Source organism: Micromonospora sp. NPDC093244, assembly GCF_040683695.1.
In the GTDB taxonomy this organism is placed as follows: Bacteria; Actinomycetota; Actinomycetes; order Mycobacteriales; family Micromonosporaceae; genus Micromonospora.
Map to the genome: position 1 here is coordinate 250448 of NZ_JBFBEO010000001.1, position 16939 is coordinate 267386.

Here is a 16939-nt window from a genome sequence, read left to right on the forward strand (position 1 = left end):
CGACGACAGTGGCCGCAGGCCCGCCGGGGTCCGATCGTGCCGGGTAAAGGGGTGAGCCGTCCTCGCCCGGTGCGGGTGACGGAGGTGCCCGGGGCTTGTGGTGGGACGCTTGCGTCGGTCATGAACGTCGATGATGGGAGCGCTTCCAAAGTCGTTGACTATCGGTTACGGTGAAGAAGTTCCTCGACAGCGGGAGTCGTCGCGTCGGGTGGTGGGAGCCAGGGCAGCCCCGCGCCTTCACCGTCGTCGCCCCCGCCGCCGTGCTCGTCCCCCGGGCCCGGCGCCACCACCGGAGTTCGGCCCCGTCCCCCGGCGTCCACTCCGAAGAAACCGCAGCTGCGCAAGCGGTCCCGCCGTGTGCCCAGCACCGGGACCGACCCAGATCACCGGTTCGCCGGGCTGCCTGAGGGGTCCGGCAACCCGGCGGACCGGCCCACCAAGACCGCCCCCGCGTCGCGTTCCCCTCCGCCCGCGACTCGGGAAGGCGCGGCGGAGCGGGGCACGAATGAGCCCCGCTCCGACCGTGGTCGGGCGGGGCTCACGCGTGTCGTCTCAGGCGGATTGGTCCAGGCGCCTCGGCTCGGACGGTCCGGTTCAGACGGCGGGGGAGTTGGGGCGGTCCACGTCGACGAACTCCACGTCCTCGACCGCGCGGTCGTCGCGGCTGCCGGCGGCCCGGGCGGCCGAGCCGACGGCCCAGCCGACAGCCGCTCCGACGAGCGCGGCGCCGATCAGCAGCGTCCAGGGCAGGGCCGGCTGACGCCCGGCGAGCGCGTCGAAGGCCAGCGACGCCCGTCGCCGCGCCTCCTCGGCGGCGGAGCCGACCAGGTCACCGGCGCCGTCGGCGAGGTCGCCGCTGCTGCGGCGGGCCGAACGGGCGGTGTCTCGGACGCTGTCCCCCGCGGAGCTGACGGCGGAGACCAGGTGCTCCCACGCCTGGTCCGCGATCCGCTCCGGCTTGCTGCGGCGGTCCAGCAGGTTGGTTCCGAACATCGTGGTTACCTCCTCGGGTGCCGAATCCGCCGGCCACATCGGACGTCGGCGTCTGTTCAGCGCGTCACGGTTCGCCTCACTGGCAGTGCCCCGCTGCGGCCCGGCGCAAACCCGGCCCGCTGCCCGCCCGGCGCCGGTTCAGCGAACCGTCACCACCGCCGGGCGAGCTGCGAAGTCGTCATCGTCGTCATCGTCGTCGCCACCACCACCGAAACCGCAGGCCAGTACGAGGGCGAGCAGGACGCCGACGCCGGCCAGGCCGGCCAGTCTCTTGATCATTGAAGGTCCTCTCCGTCACCGTGGGTGTCCCGGGCCGATGCTAGGTGGCGTCGGCAACCCACGCCGGCGGCGGCGGGTCGTCGGGCGGTTCGGACCGGGACCGCTACCCTGGTTCGGCGGCGCGCCGGCTCCGACCGGCCGCCGAGTGATCGAATAACAAAAATTTCGGAACTGGGAGCCCTGTTGTGCCCAGATCCGCGAATTGCTCATCCCGAGGGGTGGCGACCGAGGCCGTCGGAGGAATACTCTCGGTCGCGGCCCGCGTACTGATGAGGCGCCCGGGGGACGGGCGGGTGGAGGTGCTCGCGTGAGCCTGTCGATCGTGAAGTCGGTTCTGTCCGGTGGTGTGGTGGAGATCGCCCCGCGAGGTGAGATCGACGTCGACACCGCGTACGAGGTACGCGAGGCGATCGCGGAGGTGTTGGCCAAGGGCCGCCCCCTGCGCATCGAACTGAACATGAGGCTTGTCACCTTCATCGACTCCGTCGGCATCAGCGCCATGGTGGCCGGCTTCCAGACCGCCGAGGTCAGTGGCGTCAAGCTGGTGGTCACCGAGCCGAGCCGGTTCGTGCACCGGCAGCTCTGGGTGACCGGCCTGCTCGGCCTCTTCGGCGCTCCGGAGCCCTACTTCGCAGGCGCCGCCACCCCCGAGGTGCTTCCCGGCGCCTGAGCGTCGCGTCAGCGCTGCTCGTCCAGGTCGGTCAGGTCCACGTCGGTCAGTTCGGTCACCGACCGGATGGCCGTCACCGACGCGTACCCCGCTGCCAGCAACGCCACGTCCGTGCCGGGCTGCGCGGCCTGACCCGGCTCCTCCAGTGCGGTACGCACGAAGCCGTGCCCGGACTCGGCGACCGTCATCTGCACCTGACCGAAACTCGCAAGCGTCCCGCGACGCACTCCGCGCAGACGCTCGTACGGCAGGTCCGGGGCGTTCACGTTGAGCACACTCTCCATCGGCGCGGAGGTCAGTCGGGGGAGCAGGTCGAGGGCGACCCGGGCGGCGGTGCTCCAGTGCCGTTCGGCGTCGCGTACCCGGGCGGCGGCGTCCACCGCGGCGCCACCGCTGGCGGCGGTGGCCTCACCGGCGGACAGGACGTCCAGGGAGACGGCCATCGCCCGGCAGCCGTTCGTGGCGGCGGTGAACGCGGCGCCCACAGTGCCGGAGTGCAGCACCGCGCGACCGGCGTTGGCGCCCCGGTTGATGCCGGACAGCACCACCGACGGCGGCGGGCCGAATGCCCCGTGCAGCGCGATGAGCGTGATGAAACCGGGAGTGCCGCCAACTCCGTACGCCGGCACACCGTCCAGATCGGGCAGGGGATGGTCGTGCACGACCACCCGCCCGTCGCGCTCCGTCGCGCTCATCGCGGCGCTGGTGCCGCTGGCCTCCTCAAGCGGTGCGGCGACCACCACGTCCAGCCCTCGCCGCGTCGCCGCCCAGGCCAGCGCCTGGATGCCCGGAGCGGCGATCCCGTCGTCGTTGGTGACGAGGACCCGCAGTGTCATCGTTCGACCACCCGATCGGCCAACTCGTCCGGGGTGGTGCGCTCCTGCGGGCGGCTGTCGGCAGGTACCAGCCGCACCCGCTCCACCAGACCCGTGATCGAGTCCAGGCGACCGGTGCCCAGGCCGTGCCGTGTCACATTGAGCGCTCCGGCGGCGGCGCCGGTACGGATGGCGGTCCGGATGTCCCCGCCGCCGGCCACCACTGCGGCCACCCCGGCGGTCATCGAGTCGCCCGCTCCGCGCGGGTCGGCGGCCTCCAGCCGGGGCATCTCCACGTCGAACAGCTCCCCGTCGATGAGCGCCAACGCCGGCTGGTCGGCCCGGCTCACCACCACCGTCTCGGCGCCCGCGGCGTGCAGGTCGTACATGGCCCGGGTCAGCTCCGGCATCTCGTCGCTGCGGGCACGGCCGTCACGGATCAGCTCCTCGTGGCTCACCTTGAGGAAGAAGACCCCGCTGTCCAGCACCGCCCCGAGGTGGTCGCCGGAGAGGTCGACGACGACCTGACCACCGTTGGCCCCGAGGTCGGCGGCGAAGCGCCGGTACAGGTCAGGCGGGACGAGCCACGGCTCGTTGGGTCCACTGAGGATGCTCACGGGGGCTCGCAGACCCTCACCCAGGGCCAGGTTGTAGAGCTCGTCGAGCTCGTGGCGGCTCAACGGCTGCCCTGGCACGTCGACGACCTCCTGCCTCGACCCGCCCCGCCGGTCGTGCACGTACCCGCCGCTGCCGGAGTCGCGGACCACCACCTTGAGGTCCACCCCCTCGCTGACCAGCAGCGGTTCCAGCACCTGGCCGATCTCGCCACCGAGAGCGGCGCAGAGCACCACGTCGACCCCCAGCGACAGCACCATCCGGGCCTGCCACACGCCCTGCCCACCGGGGTGCAGGTGCAGTTCGGTGTGGTCGTTGGGCTGGTCCACGGTCACGGTCAGTTGCGGAGTGGGCGCGAAGACCATCACGTGCCCGCTCACCTGTCGCCACCGTTCATGAATCCGCCCTCCGTCACGGTCAGTAATTCCGTACTAACCGATCTTAATGGGACAGTTGGCGGCCGACGTGGCATCGGCCGCTGTCCGACGGGCGTTGCCAGCCCGATCGGTGTACGGCACGATCGGGCGACAAGCGACGGCGGGAGACGGTGTGCTCAGGCGCGATACCTTCAGTTACACCGTCCAGGCCCGGTGCTCAGCCGCTGACGCCGCCGCACTGCTCAGCGACCTGACCCGGCAGGGCGAACTGCACCCACTGATCGTGGACGTCCGACAACTGCCGCCCCGCCCCGGCGCCCTGGCGAGCTACGCCATCAGCGACCGGCTGGTGGCCGGCCCGCTGCGCTTCCGGACCACCTACCAGGCGGACGTGCTCACCAGCGACGACGACGAGATCGTGATGGTGGCCCGCCAGTGGCCCGCTACCACGGTGCACAACCACACCCGCCTACGCCCCGAATCGGACGGCCTGCTCCGGGTGGACGTCGAGATCACCCTCAGCGCTCCCGCCCCGCTGTTCCGGTACGCGTTCCGCCAGGCCCGGGCCGCCCACCTCGCCCTCGCCAGCCGCCTCGGCCCGGCCCTCGAACTCGCCAGCAACCCCCCACCCCCCGCCTGACCCACCTCCACGCCCCCGCCGCGCCCCGCCCCGCCGCGCCTCCGCGCCCTCGCTGGGCTCCGCGCCCCTCCGCCCGCCGCCCTCCGCCTCCACGCCCCGCCCGCCGCGCCGCCGCCCGCGCCCCCGCCGCCCCGCCCGCCGTGCCCCCGCCGCGCCGCCGCCCGCGCCGCCGCCGCGCCGCCGCATCGCGCCCCGCCCCGCCGCGCCGCGCCCGCCCTGCGGCCGTGCCGCCAAGATCCGCGCAGCTTCCCTGATGTTGCTGCCTCCGGCGCGCTGGAGGCAGCAACATCCCTGAACTTGCGCGGATCTTGCTCGGGCGGGCGGGTGCGCTCCCGCAAGATCGCGCTCGATCCAGGATGTAGTGGCGTCCCACGACGCCGAGGCCACTACTTCCTGGATCGAGCGCGATCATGGCCGGCGGCTCCGGCGGCTCCGGCGGCTCCGGCAGGGGCGGCAGGGCCGGCGGGTCTGGCCGGTCCGGCAAGGGCGGCGGGGGTGGCAGGGCGTGCGCGGTCGGCGCGATCACGACCGGTGCGACCGGCGCGGGCGGTTTGGGCTGCGCTGGTGGGGCGGGCTGGGCGGATGGGGCGGCGGCCCCAGGGCTTGTAGGTGGAGAGCACCGTCGCGATGATCATCAGGCTGGTCGAGACGGCGGGGGCGATCACCAGGTCGGCGCGGTCCCGGGCGGGCAGTGCGGCCCCCAGGGCTCCGGCGTGGCGCAGGTTCGGGGTGAGCAGGAACAGGACCAGCCCGACCATCACCGTGGTGAGCACGAGTTTGACGAGCACCCAGCGGTAGCGCAGCAGTCCCCAGGGGGTGAGGAGTGCGCTGGCCACGCCGATCAGCCAGACCAGCACGCTCAGCGGCGCGAACAGCACGGTGCCGAGCAGCGCGGTGACCGGGTAGACCGTGTCCGGGTCGGCGCCGCGCTGGACCGCCACGCCGAGGGTGAGCAGCACCAGGTCGGTGCCGAGCCAGCCGAGGGAGGTGACCAGGTGCAGGGTGAGCAGTGCCTTGCGGGCCGTGGGCGGAAGTCGCATGGGAACGATGCTGCCGCCGGGCCGCCGCCGGGTCGTCCGACCGTCGGCGACATCAGGGGTACGCCCGCTGACGTACCCGTGGCCGGCACCCCCGGTTCGGGGCGCCGGCCACGGGTGGGGTCAGTACACCGACAGGTGCACGTGGTTGGTGTGGTCGCTGGACGGGTCGCCACCCGCCCCGCTGTACGACTTCCACCCGCTGCTGGGCAGCCAGATCTGCCGGTACCAGATCACGTACAGCACGGCGAGCCGGTCGGCGTTGCGGATGAAGTAGGCGGCCAGGTTGTTGCCGTACGTCTTGTCGCCGCCTGTGGCGTCACCGCCGAAGCCGTTCTTCTGCGCGGCGAAGTCGCAGGCCCGACCCTTCGGGTGTTCGCCTGAGCCGCCGGAGCGGTGGCAGGAGACGTAGCGGGTGAAGCCGGCGGCCTTTGCCTGGTTGAGCGCGTGCAGGGTCCGCGGGGTGATGCAGCCGCTGGCCGGGGTGGGGTCGTCGACGCTGCACGACTCCGAGGGCCAGGAGCCGTCGGAGTTGCGCGTCGCGGCCGTGGCGTTCGCGCTGGACGTCCCCCGGTTGGAGCCGCCGTCGGAGGTGGTCTGCGGCTTGGGTGTGGTGGCCACGGTCAGGGCCCGTTCGGCCTGTTCCTTGCGCTTGGCCATCACGGCGACCTGCTTGCGCTGCTCGCGGATCTCGCCGTCCAGGGCGACCCGGGTGCGGGTGGCCTCGTCCTTGGTGGCGATCAGGTCGCGTAGCACCCGGTCCTCGTTGGCGGCGACCGCGTCCAGCGCGGCGGCCCGGTCCATGAAGCCTTCCGGGGTGTTGCTGTTGAGCAGCGCCGACATCGCGCCGAGGCGGCCGGTGCGGTAGGCGACGCCGGCGATCTCGCCGACCTTGCCGCTGCGGGCCTCCAGTTCGGCCTCGGTGGTCTTGAGCTGGGTGGTGAGCTGCTGCTGCCGCTGCACGGAGGTGTCCAGGGCGCGCTTGGCGTCCAGGTAGCCCTTGCTGGCGGCTTCCAGTTGGGCGCGGAGCGCGGGGGTGCCGCCCTCTTCGTCGCTGTCGGGTGCCGCGGCGGCCCGCTGGGTGGTCGGGGGAGCGGCCGCCGCCCCGGCCGGGAGTGCGACGCCGAGGGCGAGCATCGCGACGATCAGGGCCGCCAGGCGGGCGGCGGGTGGTCGTGCTGGTGCCACTACGCATGTCCTTCCGTCAGCCGCCGACCGGGTTAGCTGACGGGTTCGGGACGGAAGATCCCTACCGCTGACGCGGATGCACCCCAGGAACATGGTTCCCCGGTTCGCCCGCTCGGGCGATTAGGCGGCGGCCGCCACCGGCGCCGGGAGGGCGCCGCCTGGTGGAGGCCGGGACCGAGCCTACCGGGGCAGGTGGGGCGCTTGCAGCCGATGTGACGGACGGTGCGTGCGTCATGACCAAAAACTCGGGCAAATGCGAACGTACTTCTCGAAACGCAGTCACCATTCGACCGAGCCGCAGGCGCCGGGCGCGGCGCCGGGCTCGATCTGGAGCGTCGCGTGTTCGATCCGGAAGTCGTCGTGCAGGGCGGTACGCGCCGCGCTGAGCACCGTGCCGACCTCCGCGCCGGGCGCCATGGTCAGGTGCGCGGAGGCCACCTCCATGCCCGAGGTGAGCGTCCAGACGTGCAGGTCGTGGACCTCGACCACGCCGGGCACTGCGGCGAGCCGGTCGTGTACGGCGGTGACCTGGAGGTGTTCCGGGGCAGCCTGCACGAGGATGCGGACGGCGGCCCGGCCGAGTCGCCACGTGCGCGGCAGGATGAACACGCCGATGGCGACCGCGACCAGCGGGTCGGCCCACCACCAGTCGGTGACCGTGATGAGCAGCGCCGCGCCGATCACGCCGACTGAGCCGAGGAGGTCGCCGAGCACCTCCAGGTACGCCCCCTGGAGGTTGATGCTCTCCCGCGCGCCGGCACGCAGCAGCGCGAAGGCGACCACGTTCGCGAGCAGGCCGAGTACGGCGACCGCGAGCATCGGGCCGGCCAGCACCTCGTGCGGGTCGCCGAACCGGCGGATCGCCTCGATCACCACGTAGACCGCCACGCCGGAGAGCAGGACGGCGTTGGCGAGCGCGGCGAGCACCTCGAGGCGGTAGAGGCCGAAGGTGCGCTGCGGGTCGCCTGTCGACCGGCGGGTGGCGGTGATCGCGGCGAGTGCCATGCCGATGCCGAGCACGTCGGTGAACATGTGCCCGGCGTCGGAGAGCAGAGCCAGCGAGCCGGTGCGGAAGGCCGCCACCGCCTCGACCACCATCAGGGCGGCGAGCAGCCCGAACGCTGCCCAGAGCCGTCCCCGGTGCTGGTGTGCGGCATTGGCGACCGACGCGTGGTGGTGGTCATGACCTGCGCCCACGAAACCCACCCTCCGCCGCCAGTCGGACCCGGTCAAATGTATGCGCACATCGCTATGTGTGCAACTATACGGCGGCACCCGCCCCGACGGTGCTCGTCGGGGCCTGATCAGCCGGTCGGGTCGACGGTGGTGAGCCGCTGCGTGGCCCGGGAGAGCGCCACGTAGAGCGTGCGTACCCCGGCACCCGGATCCGCCCGGATCTCGCTCGGGGCGACCAGCACCACCCCGTCGTACTCCATGCCCTTTGCCTCCAGGCTGGTCACCACCTGCAGGCGCGGTGCGCCAAGCGTGCCCAGCCAGCCGGCGACCTCGTCGCGGCGGGGGACCGGCGTGATCACGCCGACCGTGCCGTCCACCTCCGCCAGCAGACCGGCGGCCGCCTCCACGACGGCCGTCTCCAACCCGGCGGCGGGCACGATCAGCTCGACCGGGTCGACCCCCGTGGAACGCACGGCCGTCGGCAGCGACAGGTCCGGGTAGAGCCGGCGGATCTCCGCCGCCGCCACCGCGAAGATCTCCGACGAGTTGCGGTAGTTGGTGGTGAGCGTGAAATCGTGCCGCTTGCGCCGGCCCAGCGCCTGGTCCCGCGCGCGGGTCAGCTCCTCCGGGTCACCGGTCCACGCCGTCTGCGCCGGATCGCCCACCACCGTCCAGGACGCCAACCGGCCGCGCCTACCGATCATGCGCCACTGCATAGGCGAGACGTCCTGCGCCTCGTCGACCACCACGTGCGCGTACTCCCGGTAGTCCGCCGGCCGTTCCCGGGCCGCCGCCCGCGCGGCGCGCTGCCGGTCGCCGAAGGTGCTCAGCTCCCGGACCCCGCCCGCGAGCTGGAACGGGTCGCGCCGCGCCCGCGCCGGCTGCGCCGGCTTGCCGAGCAGTGCGTCCAACTCGTCGAGCAGCGCCACGTCCGCGATGGTCAACCCGGCGGAGTCCAGTTCCCGGTACGCCGCGCCCAGCAACCGGATCTCCGCGCCGGAGAGGATCCCGCCCGCGTAGCGGCGCAGGCGGTCCGGCCGGGCCAGCCAGCCGAGCACGTGCCGGGGGTGCAGTCGCGGCCACCAGCCCTTGAGGAACTCCCGGAACTCCGTGCGCTCGGCGATCTCGTCCTCGAAGGCCCGCTGCTCCGGCAACCGGCCCACGTTCAGCCGGCGGGCCTGTGCCCAGAGCGCGGCGAACACCCCGTCGAAGCCCGCCCGCCGCACCTCGTTGCGCCGGGCGCCCCGGTGCAGCGCGCGGTCCCGGATCGCGTCCAGCTCGGCCCGGTCCAGCCGCAGCAACGCACCCCGGTAGAGCAGCCGCAGCTCGCCGGGCCCGCCCGGCACGGCGTCGCGGACCGCCCGCTCCAACACCCGGCGCATCCGCAGCGAGCCCTTCACCGCCGCCACCTCGGGCGGGTCGGTACGGGTCGCGGTCATGCCCGGGAAGAGGGTGCCCAACGAGTGCAGGGTCGCGGTGTCCTCACCGAGCGACGGCAGCACCGAGGCGATGTACTCGACGAAGACCGACGACGGGCCGACCACCAGGATGCCGCCGCCGGCGTACCGGCTGCGGTCGGAGTACAGCAGGAAGGCGGCCCGGTGCAGGGCGACAGCCGTCTTGCCGGTCCCCGGACCACCGGCGACGATCGTCACACCGGAACCGGGCGAGCGGATCGCCTCGTCCTGCTCCCGCTGGATCGTCGCCACGATGTCGCGCATGCCCCGGCCGGTGGCCCGCGACAGGGTGGCCAGCAGCGCGCCGTCCCCGACCACAGTCATCCCCTCCGGGGCGGCGGACGGGTCCAGCAGGTCGTCCTCGACACGGGTGACCCGTTCACCACGGGACTGGATGGTGCGGCGGCGCACCACGCCCAGCGGCTGGTTCGGGGTGGCCTGGTAGAAGGCGGCGGCGGCCGGCGCCCGCCAGTCGACGACGAGCGTGCTGGCGTCCTCGTCGCGGATGCCGAGCCGCCCGACGTGCAGCGTCTGCCGGTCCCGCAGGTCCAGCCGGCCGAAGACCAGCCCCTCGTGCTCGGCGTCGAGGGTGTGCCGCCGCTGTGCGGCGTGGAAGACCATCGCGTCGCGTTCGACGAGCGCGCCGAACGTGCCCACCCGCGCCATCCGGTAGCCGTCCCGCTCGGCGCGTACCGCCGACCGGCGCAGCTCGGCCAGTCGGGCGTACACCCGGTCGAGGTGCCGTTGCTCGACGGCTATCTCCTGCTCCAGGGCGGTCTGGTCGGTCAACGCACGCTCCTTCGATGTCGCCGGCAGACGGCGCGAACCGCGCGGGCCAACCGCAGAAGGGTACGGCCCCGGGCCGGGCCCGCCGCGCCCGAGGTGCGCGAACGTGCGCTCAGGCGCCCGCGCCGGCGGGAGTCGCGCCGCCCATCGGCGCCCCGGCGAGTACGCGACGCAGAACCCCTGTCAACGCGGAGTTCACCTCGTCCGGGCGTTCCATCATCAGCATGTGCCCGGCGCCGGGGCACACGGTCAGCTCGGTGGCCGGCAGCGCCGCGGCGATCGACTCGGCACACGGGGGAGGGGTCAGCCGGTCGCGGTCGCCGACGAGCGCGGCGGCCGGCAGGTGGGCAAGCGCGGCGAGGGTGTCCAGCCGGTGCTGGGCGCCGATGGAGGCCCGGAAACCGCCTATCGAGCGCAGCGAGGCGCGGGCCACCGCCGAGGTGACCAGCCGGATGTCGGCAGGTTCGCACCTGTCGCCGAAGAGCATCCACCTGATGCTCGGTTGCAGCGCCCGCAGCAGTGCCCGGGGCGCCCGCCAGGACCCGCACCGGGCCAGCACCCCGGCGCCTGTGGTCTCGGCGAGCCGGATCAGCCGGGCGATGCGGGGCGAGAGGCCGTACACCGTGTGCGTGTGCCCCTCGGCGGTGGTCGAGACGAAGACCAGTCCGGCCGTACGGGCGGCGAAGTGCGCGGGGTGGCGGTGCGCGTACTCCATGATCGTCATGCCGCCCAACGAGTGCCCGACCAGGACGACCCGCCCGGTCGGCGCCACCGTGTCGAGCACCGCCGCCAGGTCGTCGCCGAGCTGTTCCAGGGTCGCGGTCGGCAGCGCCATGCAGCTGGACCGCCCGTGCCCCCGCGCGTCGTAGGTGACCACCCGCACGGCCTCGCCGCCGGGTGCCGCCGTGAGCGCCTCGACCTGCCGGTGCCAGGCCCGCCCGTCCAGTGTCCAGCCGTGCAGCAGGACGGCAGTGACCTCGGCGTCTGCCGGCCCCGTCACCTCGACGTGCAGCCGCACGCCGTCGGGTACACCGACCTCGAAACGCTCCGGCATCGCCACCTCCCCAGGGCCGCCCGGCACCATCAGCACCGGGATACCCGGCGGTAACACCGGCTACCCGCCATCAGACCACGTCAATCGCGCCGTGGCGAACATTCCCGACCCCGCCCGCGAACCGCGCACGGCGGGCCAAGCTGAACGGCATGGGGTCGTCGGGGGCGCCGATGGGCGCGACGCCGGAGCCGGGGCGGCTGGCCGGCGGCACGCCCCGCGCCGCGCTGGCCGACCTGCTCAGCGGAAACAGGCGGTTCGTCAGCGGCCAACCGGTCCACGGGCACGACGTGACGGCAGCCGCGGCGACCGCCTCCGGCGATCAGCAGCCGTACGCCGTGGTGCTCGGCTGCATCGACTCGCGGGTTCCGCTGGAGGCGATCTTCGACCAGACCTTCGGCGCGATCTGCGTGATCCGCACCGGCGGGCACGTCCTCGATCGCGCGGTGTGCGGCTCCATCGAGTACGTGGTCGGACAGCTCGGCGTACCTCTGGTGATGGTGCTCGGCCACGAGCGGTGCGGCGCGGTGGGCGCCACGGTGGACGCGTTGCGCGGCGGTGAGCGCCCCGGAGGTTCGCTGGGCCACCTGGTCGACGAGATCGCCCCGGCGGTGCTGGAGGTGGGGTTGGACGACCCGGAGGTGCTCGCGCTGGCGATCCGCCGGCACGTCCGCCGCACGGTGGACGCGCTGCGGGTCGATGATCTGCTGGCCGGGCCGGTAGGCGCGGGGCGGGTGGCCGTGGTCGGTGGCCTCTACGACCTGGCCACCGGCGAGGTGGCCCTGGTCGACCCGGCCTGACCGCTGCCGGCCTGAACCGCTGCCGGTCGCTGGTGCGGACGCGAAACCGCCCGCCGGGACATCCCGGCGGGCGGTTCGGCGGTGCTGTGGTGGGGGAGAGGTCAGCCCTCGAAGACGCCGGCCGCGACCAGGCGCTTCTCGGTGGCCTCCCAGCCGTCGTTCGGGTAGGTGGTGGCCAGGTTGTTGATCTCCGCCCGGATCTTGGCGGCGTGGCCGGCGGCGGCCAGCACCCGGATCTCCTCGACGAAGGCGTCGGAGTCGGTACGCAGGTGCGCGGTCTTGCCGTTGGTCAGGTTCCGCACGTAGGCGTGCTTGCCGCCGTTGAGCGGGATGAGGTACTTGAACTCGCCCAGCACGCTGAGGGCGCCACCCTGGCCAGCCTGGCCGGCCCGGACGGACGCGCGCGCGGTCTTAGAGGTGTTGCTCGCCACGGAGGTACTCCTTGCAAGACGTACGGGAGGACTGGACGTCCGGGGGCTGTGTGCGGACCACACTGACTCGGCCCGCGAGGGTGTAACGCGGCATAAGCCGCCGGTGGAACTGTACATGACCACGACATCAGGCTGGTCGTCGCGGTGTCCTGAGAGGCAACGGAGACCACCCGTCCGGCTATTCCACCCGGCGTTTTTTCCGATTCCCTGGCGCATCATCAGTCACACGAGTCATCATGTGTTGCAGCAACCACTCGGGTGGACGAGGTCGTAGGGGAAGACGCACCTCGCTCTCCGGGAGGTCACCGTGCCAACGCGTGGCGTCGTATACGTCCACTCGACCCCGCTCGCCGTGTGCTCGCACGTCGAGTGGGCGATCGCGCGCGTCCTAGCCGCGCCGGTCAACCTGCAGTGGACGGCTCAGCCCGTCGATCCCGGCGCCCGCCGGGCCGAATGCGGGTGGACCGGTCGTCCGGGGACGGGCGCCGAGCTGGCTGCTGCCCTACGGCAGTGGCCCATGATCCGTTTCGAGGTCACCGAGGAGCCGAGTCCCGGCGCCGACGGTGAACGATTCATGTACGTGCCGGCCCGTGGTCTGTTCCGGGCCACCGTCGGCGCGGCAGGTGACATCCAGCTCGGCGAGGACCGGTTGCGGGCCCTGATGGCGGGCTCCCGTGCCCCGGAGGCGCTGGCGCACGCTCTGGACAAGGCGCTCGGCACCGCGTGGGACACCGACCTGGAGCCCTACCGGTACGCCGGGGACGGCGCACCGGTGACCTTGCTCACCAGGGTCGGCTGACCAGGCCGTCACCCTGGCGCTCACCGGGAGGCCACGACGCCGACCGGTAAGGTCAAGTTGCCCCGATAAGGGGGAACTGGTGGGATGGTCGGCGTGCCGATTCGCCCGCTACGCGCCAGCGTCGCCGTCGCCGCCCTGACCGCCCTGCTCGTCTCCGGCTGCTCGGGTACCCCGAAGGGCCCCGAGCCGACGCCCGGCCCGACCGGCACGCCCGCCGGGCCCAGCGCTCCCGCCACGACGCCGCCCGCCGACCCCGCCGCCCGTGCCGCCGCTCTGGTCGCCACCCTCTCCGACGAGGACCTGGTCGGCCAGGTGCTGATGCCGTACGCGTACGGCGACTCGGCGACGAAGGTCTCAGCCGGCTCGGCGGCCGGCAACCAGGCCCTCGCCGGTGTCGACACCCCCGCCCAGATGATCGCCAAGTACCGGCTGGGTGGGCTGATCCTGGTCGGGTTCAGCGCGGACGACCCGACCAAGGGCAACCAGGAGACCACGAACGTCGACAACCCGAAGCAGGTGCACGAGCTGACCACGGGGCTGCGCGCCGCCGCCGGCCGGCTCGCCACCGGGCCGGCGCCCTTCCTGATCGGCACCGACCAGGAGTTCGGCGTGGTCACCCGCATCAGCGACGGCGTCACCGTGCTGCCCAGCGCCCTCGCGGCAGGCGCGGCAGGCGACCCGAAGCTCACCGAGGCCGCCTGGCGGGCCGCCGGCACCGAACTCGCCGCCATGGGGATCAACGTCGACTTCGCCCCGGTCGCCGACGTGCTTGCCACCCGCAGCACAGTGATCGGCTCCCGGTCGTACGGGGCGGACCCGAAGCGTGCCGCGGCCCAGGTCGGCGGCGCCGTCCGGGGCCTCCAGGCCGGTGGCGTCGCGGCCACCCTCAAGCACTTCCCGGGCCACGGCCACAGCGCCGACGACTCGCACCAGGACCTGCCGGTGCTCACCCAGTCCGCGGCGGCGCTGAAGAGCGGCGCGTGGCCGCCGTTCACCGCAGGCATGGACGCCGGAGCGATGGCCGTCATGTCCGGGCACCTGGACGCGCGGGCCATCGACCCGGGCACCCCGGCGACCTTCTCGCACAAGCTGCTCACCGACGTGCTGCGCGGCCAGCTCGGATTCCAGGGCGTGGTGATCACCGACGGGATGAACATGGCTCCCGCGAAGCGCTGGGCGCCCGGCGAGGCCGCCGTGCGCGCGATGAACGCCGGCAACGACCTCATCCTGATGACCCCCAACGTCGGCCAGGCGTACGACGGGCTGCTCGCCGCGCTGCGCGGCGGGTCGCTGCCCCGGGCCCGGCTCGTCGAGGCGGTCACCCGGGTGCTCACCATGAAGTTCCGGCTCGCGGAGGTGCCGACCGCGCCGATGTCCACGCTCAACGCGCCGGCGCACCGGTCGGCCGCGCAGGCGCTGGCGGCAGGCGCCGTCACCGTGCTGCGCGGCGCCTGCGGTGGCCCGGTACGCGGACCGGTGACAGTCACCTCGTCGGACGGCCGGGACGGCACCCGGGCGGCCCTCACCTCCGCGCTGACCGCGGCAGGCGTGGCGGTCAAGCCCAGCGGCGGCACGGTGGTCCACCTGGTGGGCTACGGCGACGGTGACGGTGACCTGCGCGCCGACGCCGCCGTCACGGTCGCCATGGACACCCCGTACGTCCTGGCTAAGGCGAAGTCGCCGACGCTGCTGGCCACGTACTCCTCCACCCGGGCGTCGATGACCGCACTGGCGGCGGTGCTGGCCGGCAAGGCCCGGCCGGGCGGCCGCTCTCCGGTCGCCGTGCCCGGCCTGCCCGCCACCACCTGCGTCAGCGACTGACCCGGCCCGCCCCGGACGGTCTCACGTCGTGGTCGCGAGGCCCCGCACCGCGAGCCGGTACGCCGGCAGGACGTCGTCCCGTCCGGTCACGAGGCCCTCGTTGACCGTGAAGACCAGGGTCTGCCCCGCTGACCGGACGGCCAGCGCCCAGGCTCGTGAGGTCTCCCCGGTCAACTCGCTGGTGGTCAGCCAGCTGGTCTCGGTGGCGTCGAAGGCGTCGGCCCGGACGTCGCGGAACGGCTCGCCGGTGGCCTGCGGCCGGCTGCCCGCTGGTCCGCCCGGCGGGAGCGCCGGCCTCCTCGCCGCAACCGACCAGCAGGCAGAGGGTGAGGTTGCCCAGCGCGGCGACGCGGGTACGAGTGTCCATGGTGGCGAGTCCCGGTAAGTCGATCTTCAGTGGGCCCATCAAAGCCGCACGGGACGGCGACGTCAATCGGGTACGCGGCCCGCGCCGGAGCCGAAATCGGCTCGCGCCGCCCCCGGTCGGTCTGACAGCCTTCGCGGATGGGCGTGGCAGAGGGATTCGGGTTCGTACACCGGGCGGACGGTGCGGTGGTGATCACCCATCACGGGCGGGTGGCCAGCACGCTGCGCGGCGCCCGGGCGGCGCAGTTCCTCGCCGAGGTCGACGACGACCCGCAGCTGGTGATGGCCCGCTGGACGGGCAACTACCGCCGGGGCAACGAGCGCGTCGCGCGGCAACACCCCCGCAACCGGGCGTGAAAACGCGCGACGGGCCCCCTCCGGCGCGGAGGAGGCCCGTCACGGGGCAGGCTCAGGGACGCGTGAACACGAGAGCCACGTTGTGCCCGCCGAAGCCGAACGCGTTGTTCAGCGCGGCGGGGATCTCCATGTGCCGGGCCTTGTGCGCGGCCACCTCGAGGGTGAGGCCGGGCTCCGGGTCATCCAGGTTGATCGTCGGAGGAACGACGCCGTCCCGGATGGCCAGGATGGTGGCGATCGACTCCAGCGCGCCGGCCGCACCGAGCAGGTGACCGGTCATCGACTTGGTGGCGGCGAGCACCGGGTGATCGCCGAGCGCCTTGTGCAGCGCGCCGATCTCCAGCATGTCACCGACCGGGGTCGAGGTCGCGTGCGCGTTGACGTGCACGATGTCCCGCTTGGCCACGTCCGCGTCCGCGATCGCCTTGGCGATGGCCCGGATGGCGCCCTCACCCTCGGCGTGCGGCTGCACGATGTCGTACGCGTCGGACGTGATGCCGGCGCCGGCCAGACGCGCGTACACCCGGGCGCCCCGGGCGGCGGCGTGGTCGGCCCGCTCCAGCACCACGACGCCCGCGCCCTCGCCGAGGACGAAGCCGTCGCGGCCGGTGTCCCACGGGCGGGAGGCGCGCTCAGGCTCGTCGTTGCGGGTCGACATGGCCCGCATCGAGCTGAACCCGGCGATCGGCAGCGGGTGGATGACCGCCTCGGTGCCGCCGGCCACCACCACGTCGGCGCGGCCGGCGCGGATGATGTCCAGACCCAGTGCGATCGCCTCGGCACCTGTGGCGCAGGCGCTGGCCACCGTGTGCACGCCGGCCTTGGCGCCCAGCTCCAGCCCGACCCACGCGGCCGGACCGTTGGGCATGAGCATCGGGATGGTGTGCGGGGAGACCCGCCGCGGCCCGGACGCCTCCAGGATGTCGTCCTGGGCGAGCAGGGTGGTGGCACCGCCGATACCGGAGCCGACGCTCACCGCGAGGCGCTCCCCGTCGATGCCGGAGTCGGTCAGGCCGGCATCCGCCCAGGCCTGCTGGGCCGCGATGAGCGCGATCGCCTCGGAACGGTCCAGCCGGCGCAGCCGGACCCGGTCCAGCACCTCGGACGGCTCCACGGCCAACTGGGCGGCGATCCGGACCGGCAGTTGCTCGGCCCACTCCTGGGTGAGCGCACTCACCCCGGAGCGGCCGGCGAGCATGGCGTCCCAGGTCGACGCGACGTCCCCGCCAAGCGGGGTCGTCGCGCCGAGCCCGGTGACGACGACGTCAGGACGACTCATGA

17 protein-coding genes, 1 pseudogene and 1 riboswitch are annotated in these 16939 nt (G+C 73.4%); of the genes and pseudogenes, 6 read left to right on the forward strand and 12 right to left on the reverse strand.

Translation table 11 applies throughout. From position 1 onward, the window contains the following. Window positions 1-594: 594 nt before the first annotated feature. The gene (locus AB0N27_RS01165) at window positions 595-993 is read right to left on the reverse strand and encodes a hypothetical protein (protein ID WP_139581881.1); all 399 of its coding nucleotides are present in this window, start codon (window positions 991-993) and stop codon (window positions 595-597) included. Between the two features lie 138 nt (window positions 994-1131). After that, window positions 1132-1272, reverse strand: coding sequence for a hypothetical protein (locus AB0N27_RS01170; protein ID WP_364362418.1), 141 nt, complete (start codon window positions 1270-1272; stop codon window positions 1132-1134). A 307-nt stretch (window positions 1273-1579) separates the two neighbouring features. Here AB0N27_RS01170 and AB0N27_RS01175 point away from each other — a divergent pair, with 307 nt between their 5' ends. Next, window positions 1580-1942 carry an STAS domain-containing protein gene (locus AB0N27_RS01175; RefSeq protein ID WP_130403378.1) on the forward strand — a complete coding sequence of 121 codons (363 nt, stop codon included), beginning with the start codon at window positions 1580-1582 and terminating at the stop codon, window positions 1940-1942. Between the two features lie 8 nt (window positions 1943-1950). Here AB0N27_RS01175 and AB0N27_RS01180 read toward each other — a convergent pair whose 3' ends face one another. Together AB0N27_RS01180 and AB0N27_RS01185 are read right to left on the reverse strand one after the other, a co-directional pair. Continuing rightward, window positions 1951-2778 carry a 5'/3'-nucleotidase SurE gene (locus AB0N27_RS01180; RefSeq protein WP_364362419.1) on the reverse strand — a complete coding sequence of 276 codons (828 nt, stop codon included), beginning with the start codon at window positions 2776-2778 and terminating at the stop codon, window positions 1951-1953. Continuing rightward, window positions 2775-3752 carry a PfkB family carbohydrate kinase gene (locus AB0N27_RS01185; protein WP_364362420.1) on the reverse strand — a complete coding sequence of 326 codons (978 nt, stop codon included), beginning with the start codon at window positions 3750-3752 and terminating at the stop codon, window positions 2775-2777. Before AB0N27_RS01185 ends, AB0N27_RS01180 begins: the two co-directional genes overlap by 4 nt. Before the next feature lie 169 nt (window positions 3753-3921). On the opposite strand from AB0N27_RS01185, the gene AB0N27_RS01190 reads away from it, so the two are divergent. Then, on the forward strand, window positions 3922-4389 hold the full coding sequence (locus AB0N27_RS01190; RefSeq protein WP_364362421.1) for an SRPBCC family protein: 468 nt from the start codon (window positions 3922-3924) through the stop codon (window positions 4387-4389). Window positions 4390-4775: 386 nt separating this feature from the next. On the opposite strand, the gene AB0N27_RS01195 is transcribed toward AB0N27_RS01190, so the two are convergent. From AB0N27_RS01195 to AB0N27_RS01215, 5 genes are all read right to left on the reverse strand, one after another. After that, window positions 4776-5429 carry a hypothetical protein gene (locus AB0N27_RS01195; RefSeq protein WP_364362422.1) on the reverse strand — a complete coding sequence of 218 codons (654 nt, stop codon included), beginning with the start codon at window positions 5427-5429 and terminating at the stop codon, window positions 4776-4778. 120 nt (window positions 5430-5549) lie between these two features. Continuing rightward, window positions 5550-6563: a hypothetical protein gene (locus tag AB0N27_RS01200; RefSeq protein WP_364365925.1), complete on the reverse strand. Its 1014-nt coding sequence runs from the start codon at window positions 6561-6563 to the stop codon at window positions 5550-5552. Between the two features lie 56 nt (window positions 6564-6619). Further along, window positions 6620-6751: riboswitch (cyclic di-AMP (ydaO/yuaA leader) on the reverse strand. Between the two features lie 142 nt (window positions 6752-6893). Continuing rightward, window positions 6894-7811: a cation diffusion facilitator family transporter gene (locus AB0N27_RS01205; protein ID WP_364362423.1), complete on the reverse strand. Its 918-nt coding sequence runs from the start codon at window positions 7809-7811 to the stop codon at window positions 6894-6896. A gap of 107 nt (window positions 7812-7918) precedes the next feature. After that, entirely contained in the window at window positions 7919-10036 is a 2118-nt protein-coding gene (locus AB0N27_RS01210) for an AAA family ATPase (protein ID WP_364362424.1), read from the reverse strand. Between the two features lie 109 nt (window positions 10037-10145). After that, window positions 10146-11087 (reverse strand): alpha/beta hydrolase, encoded by a 942-nt coding sequence (locus AB0N27_RS01215; RefSeq protein ID WP_364362425.1) that lies wholly within the window; start codon window positions 11085-11087, stop codon window positions 10146-10148. 149 nt (window positions 11088-11236) lie between these two features. Here AB0N27_RS01215 and AB0N27_RS01220 point away from each other — a divergent pair, with 149 nt between their 5' ends. Then, window positions 11237-11884 carry a carbonic anhydrase gene (locus tag AB0N27_RS01220; RefSeq protein ID WP_364362426.1) on the forward strand — a complete coding sequence of 216 codons (648 nt, stop codon included), beginning with the start codon at window positions 11237-11239 and terminating at the stop codon, window positions 11882-11884. 101 nt (window positions 11885-11985) lie between these two features. On the opposite strand, the gene AB0N27_RS01225 is transcribed toward AB0N27_RS01220, so the two are convergent. Next, window positions 11986-12315 (reverse strand): hypothetical protein, encoded by a 330-nt coding sequence (locus AB0N27_RS01225; RefSeq protein ID WP_139585908.1) that lies wholly within the window; start codon window positions 12313-12315, stop codon window positions 11986-11988. A gap of 307 nt (window positions 12316-12622) precedes the next feature. Between AB0N27_RS01225 and AB0N27_RS01230 the strand changes: the two genes are divergently transcribed. Beyond that, a complete protein-coding gene (locus AB0N27_RS01230) occupies window positions 12623-13114 on the forward strand; it encodes a DUF3145 domain-containing protein (RefSeq protein ID WP_357990294.1) in 492 nt (163 codons plus the stop codon). 84 nt (window positions 13115-13198) lie between these two features. Beyond that, a complete protein-coding gene (locus AB0N27_RS01235; protein WP_364362427.1) occupies window positions 13199-14935 on the forward strand; it encodes a glycoside hydrolase family 3 N-terminal domain-containing protein in 1737 nt (578 codons plus the stop codon). 21 nt (window positions 14936-14956) lie between these two features. On the opposite strand, the pseudogene AB0N27_RS01240 reads toward AB0N27_RS01235, so the two are convergent. Beyond that, window positions 14957-15178 (reverse strand): annotated as a pseudogene (locus tag AB0N27_RS01240) (lipoprotein); the annotation flags it as partial. A 261-nt stretch (window positions 15179-15439) separates the two neighbouring features. Between AB0N27_RS01240 and AB0N27_RS01245 the strand changes: the two are divergent. Next, window positions 15440-15658, forward strand: coding sequence for a hypothetical protein (locus AB0N27_RS01245; RefSeq protein ID WP_364362428.1), 219 nt, complete (start codon window positions 15440-15442; stop codon window positions 15656-15658). 52 nt (window positions 15659-15710) lie between these two features. On the opposite strand, the gene fabF is transcribed toward AB0N27_RS01245, so the two are convergent. Next, on the reverse strand, window positions 15711-16937 hold the full coding sequence (fabF, locus tag AB0N27_RS01250) for a beta-ketoacyl-ACP synthase II (RefSeq protein WP_357990302.1): 1227 nt from the start codon (window positions 16935-16937) through the stop codon (window positions 15711-15713). Window positions 16938-16939: the final 2 nt, after the last annotated feature.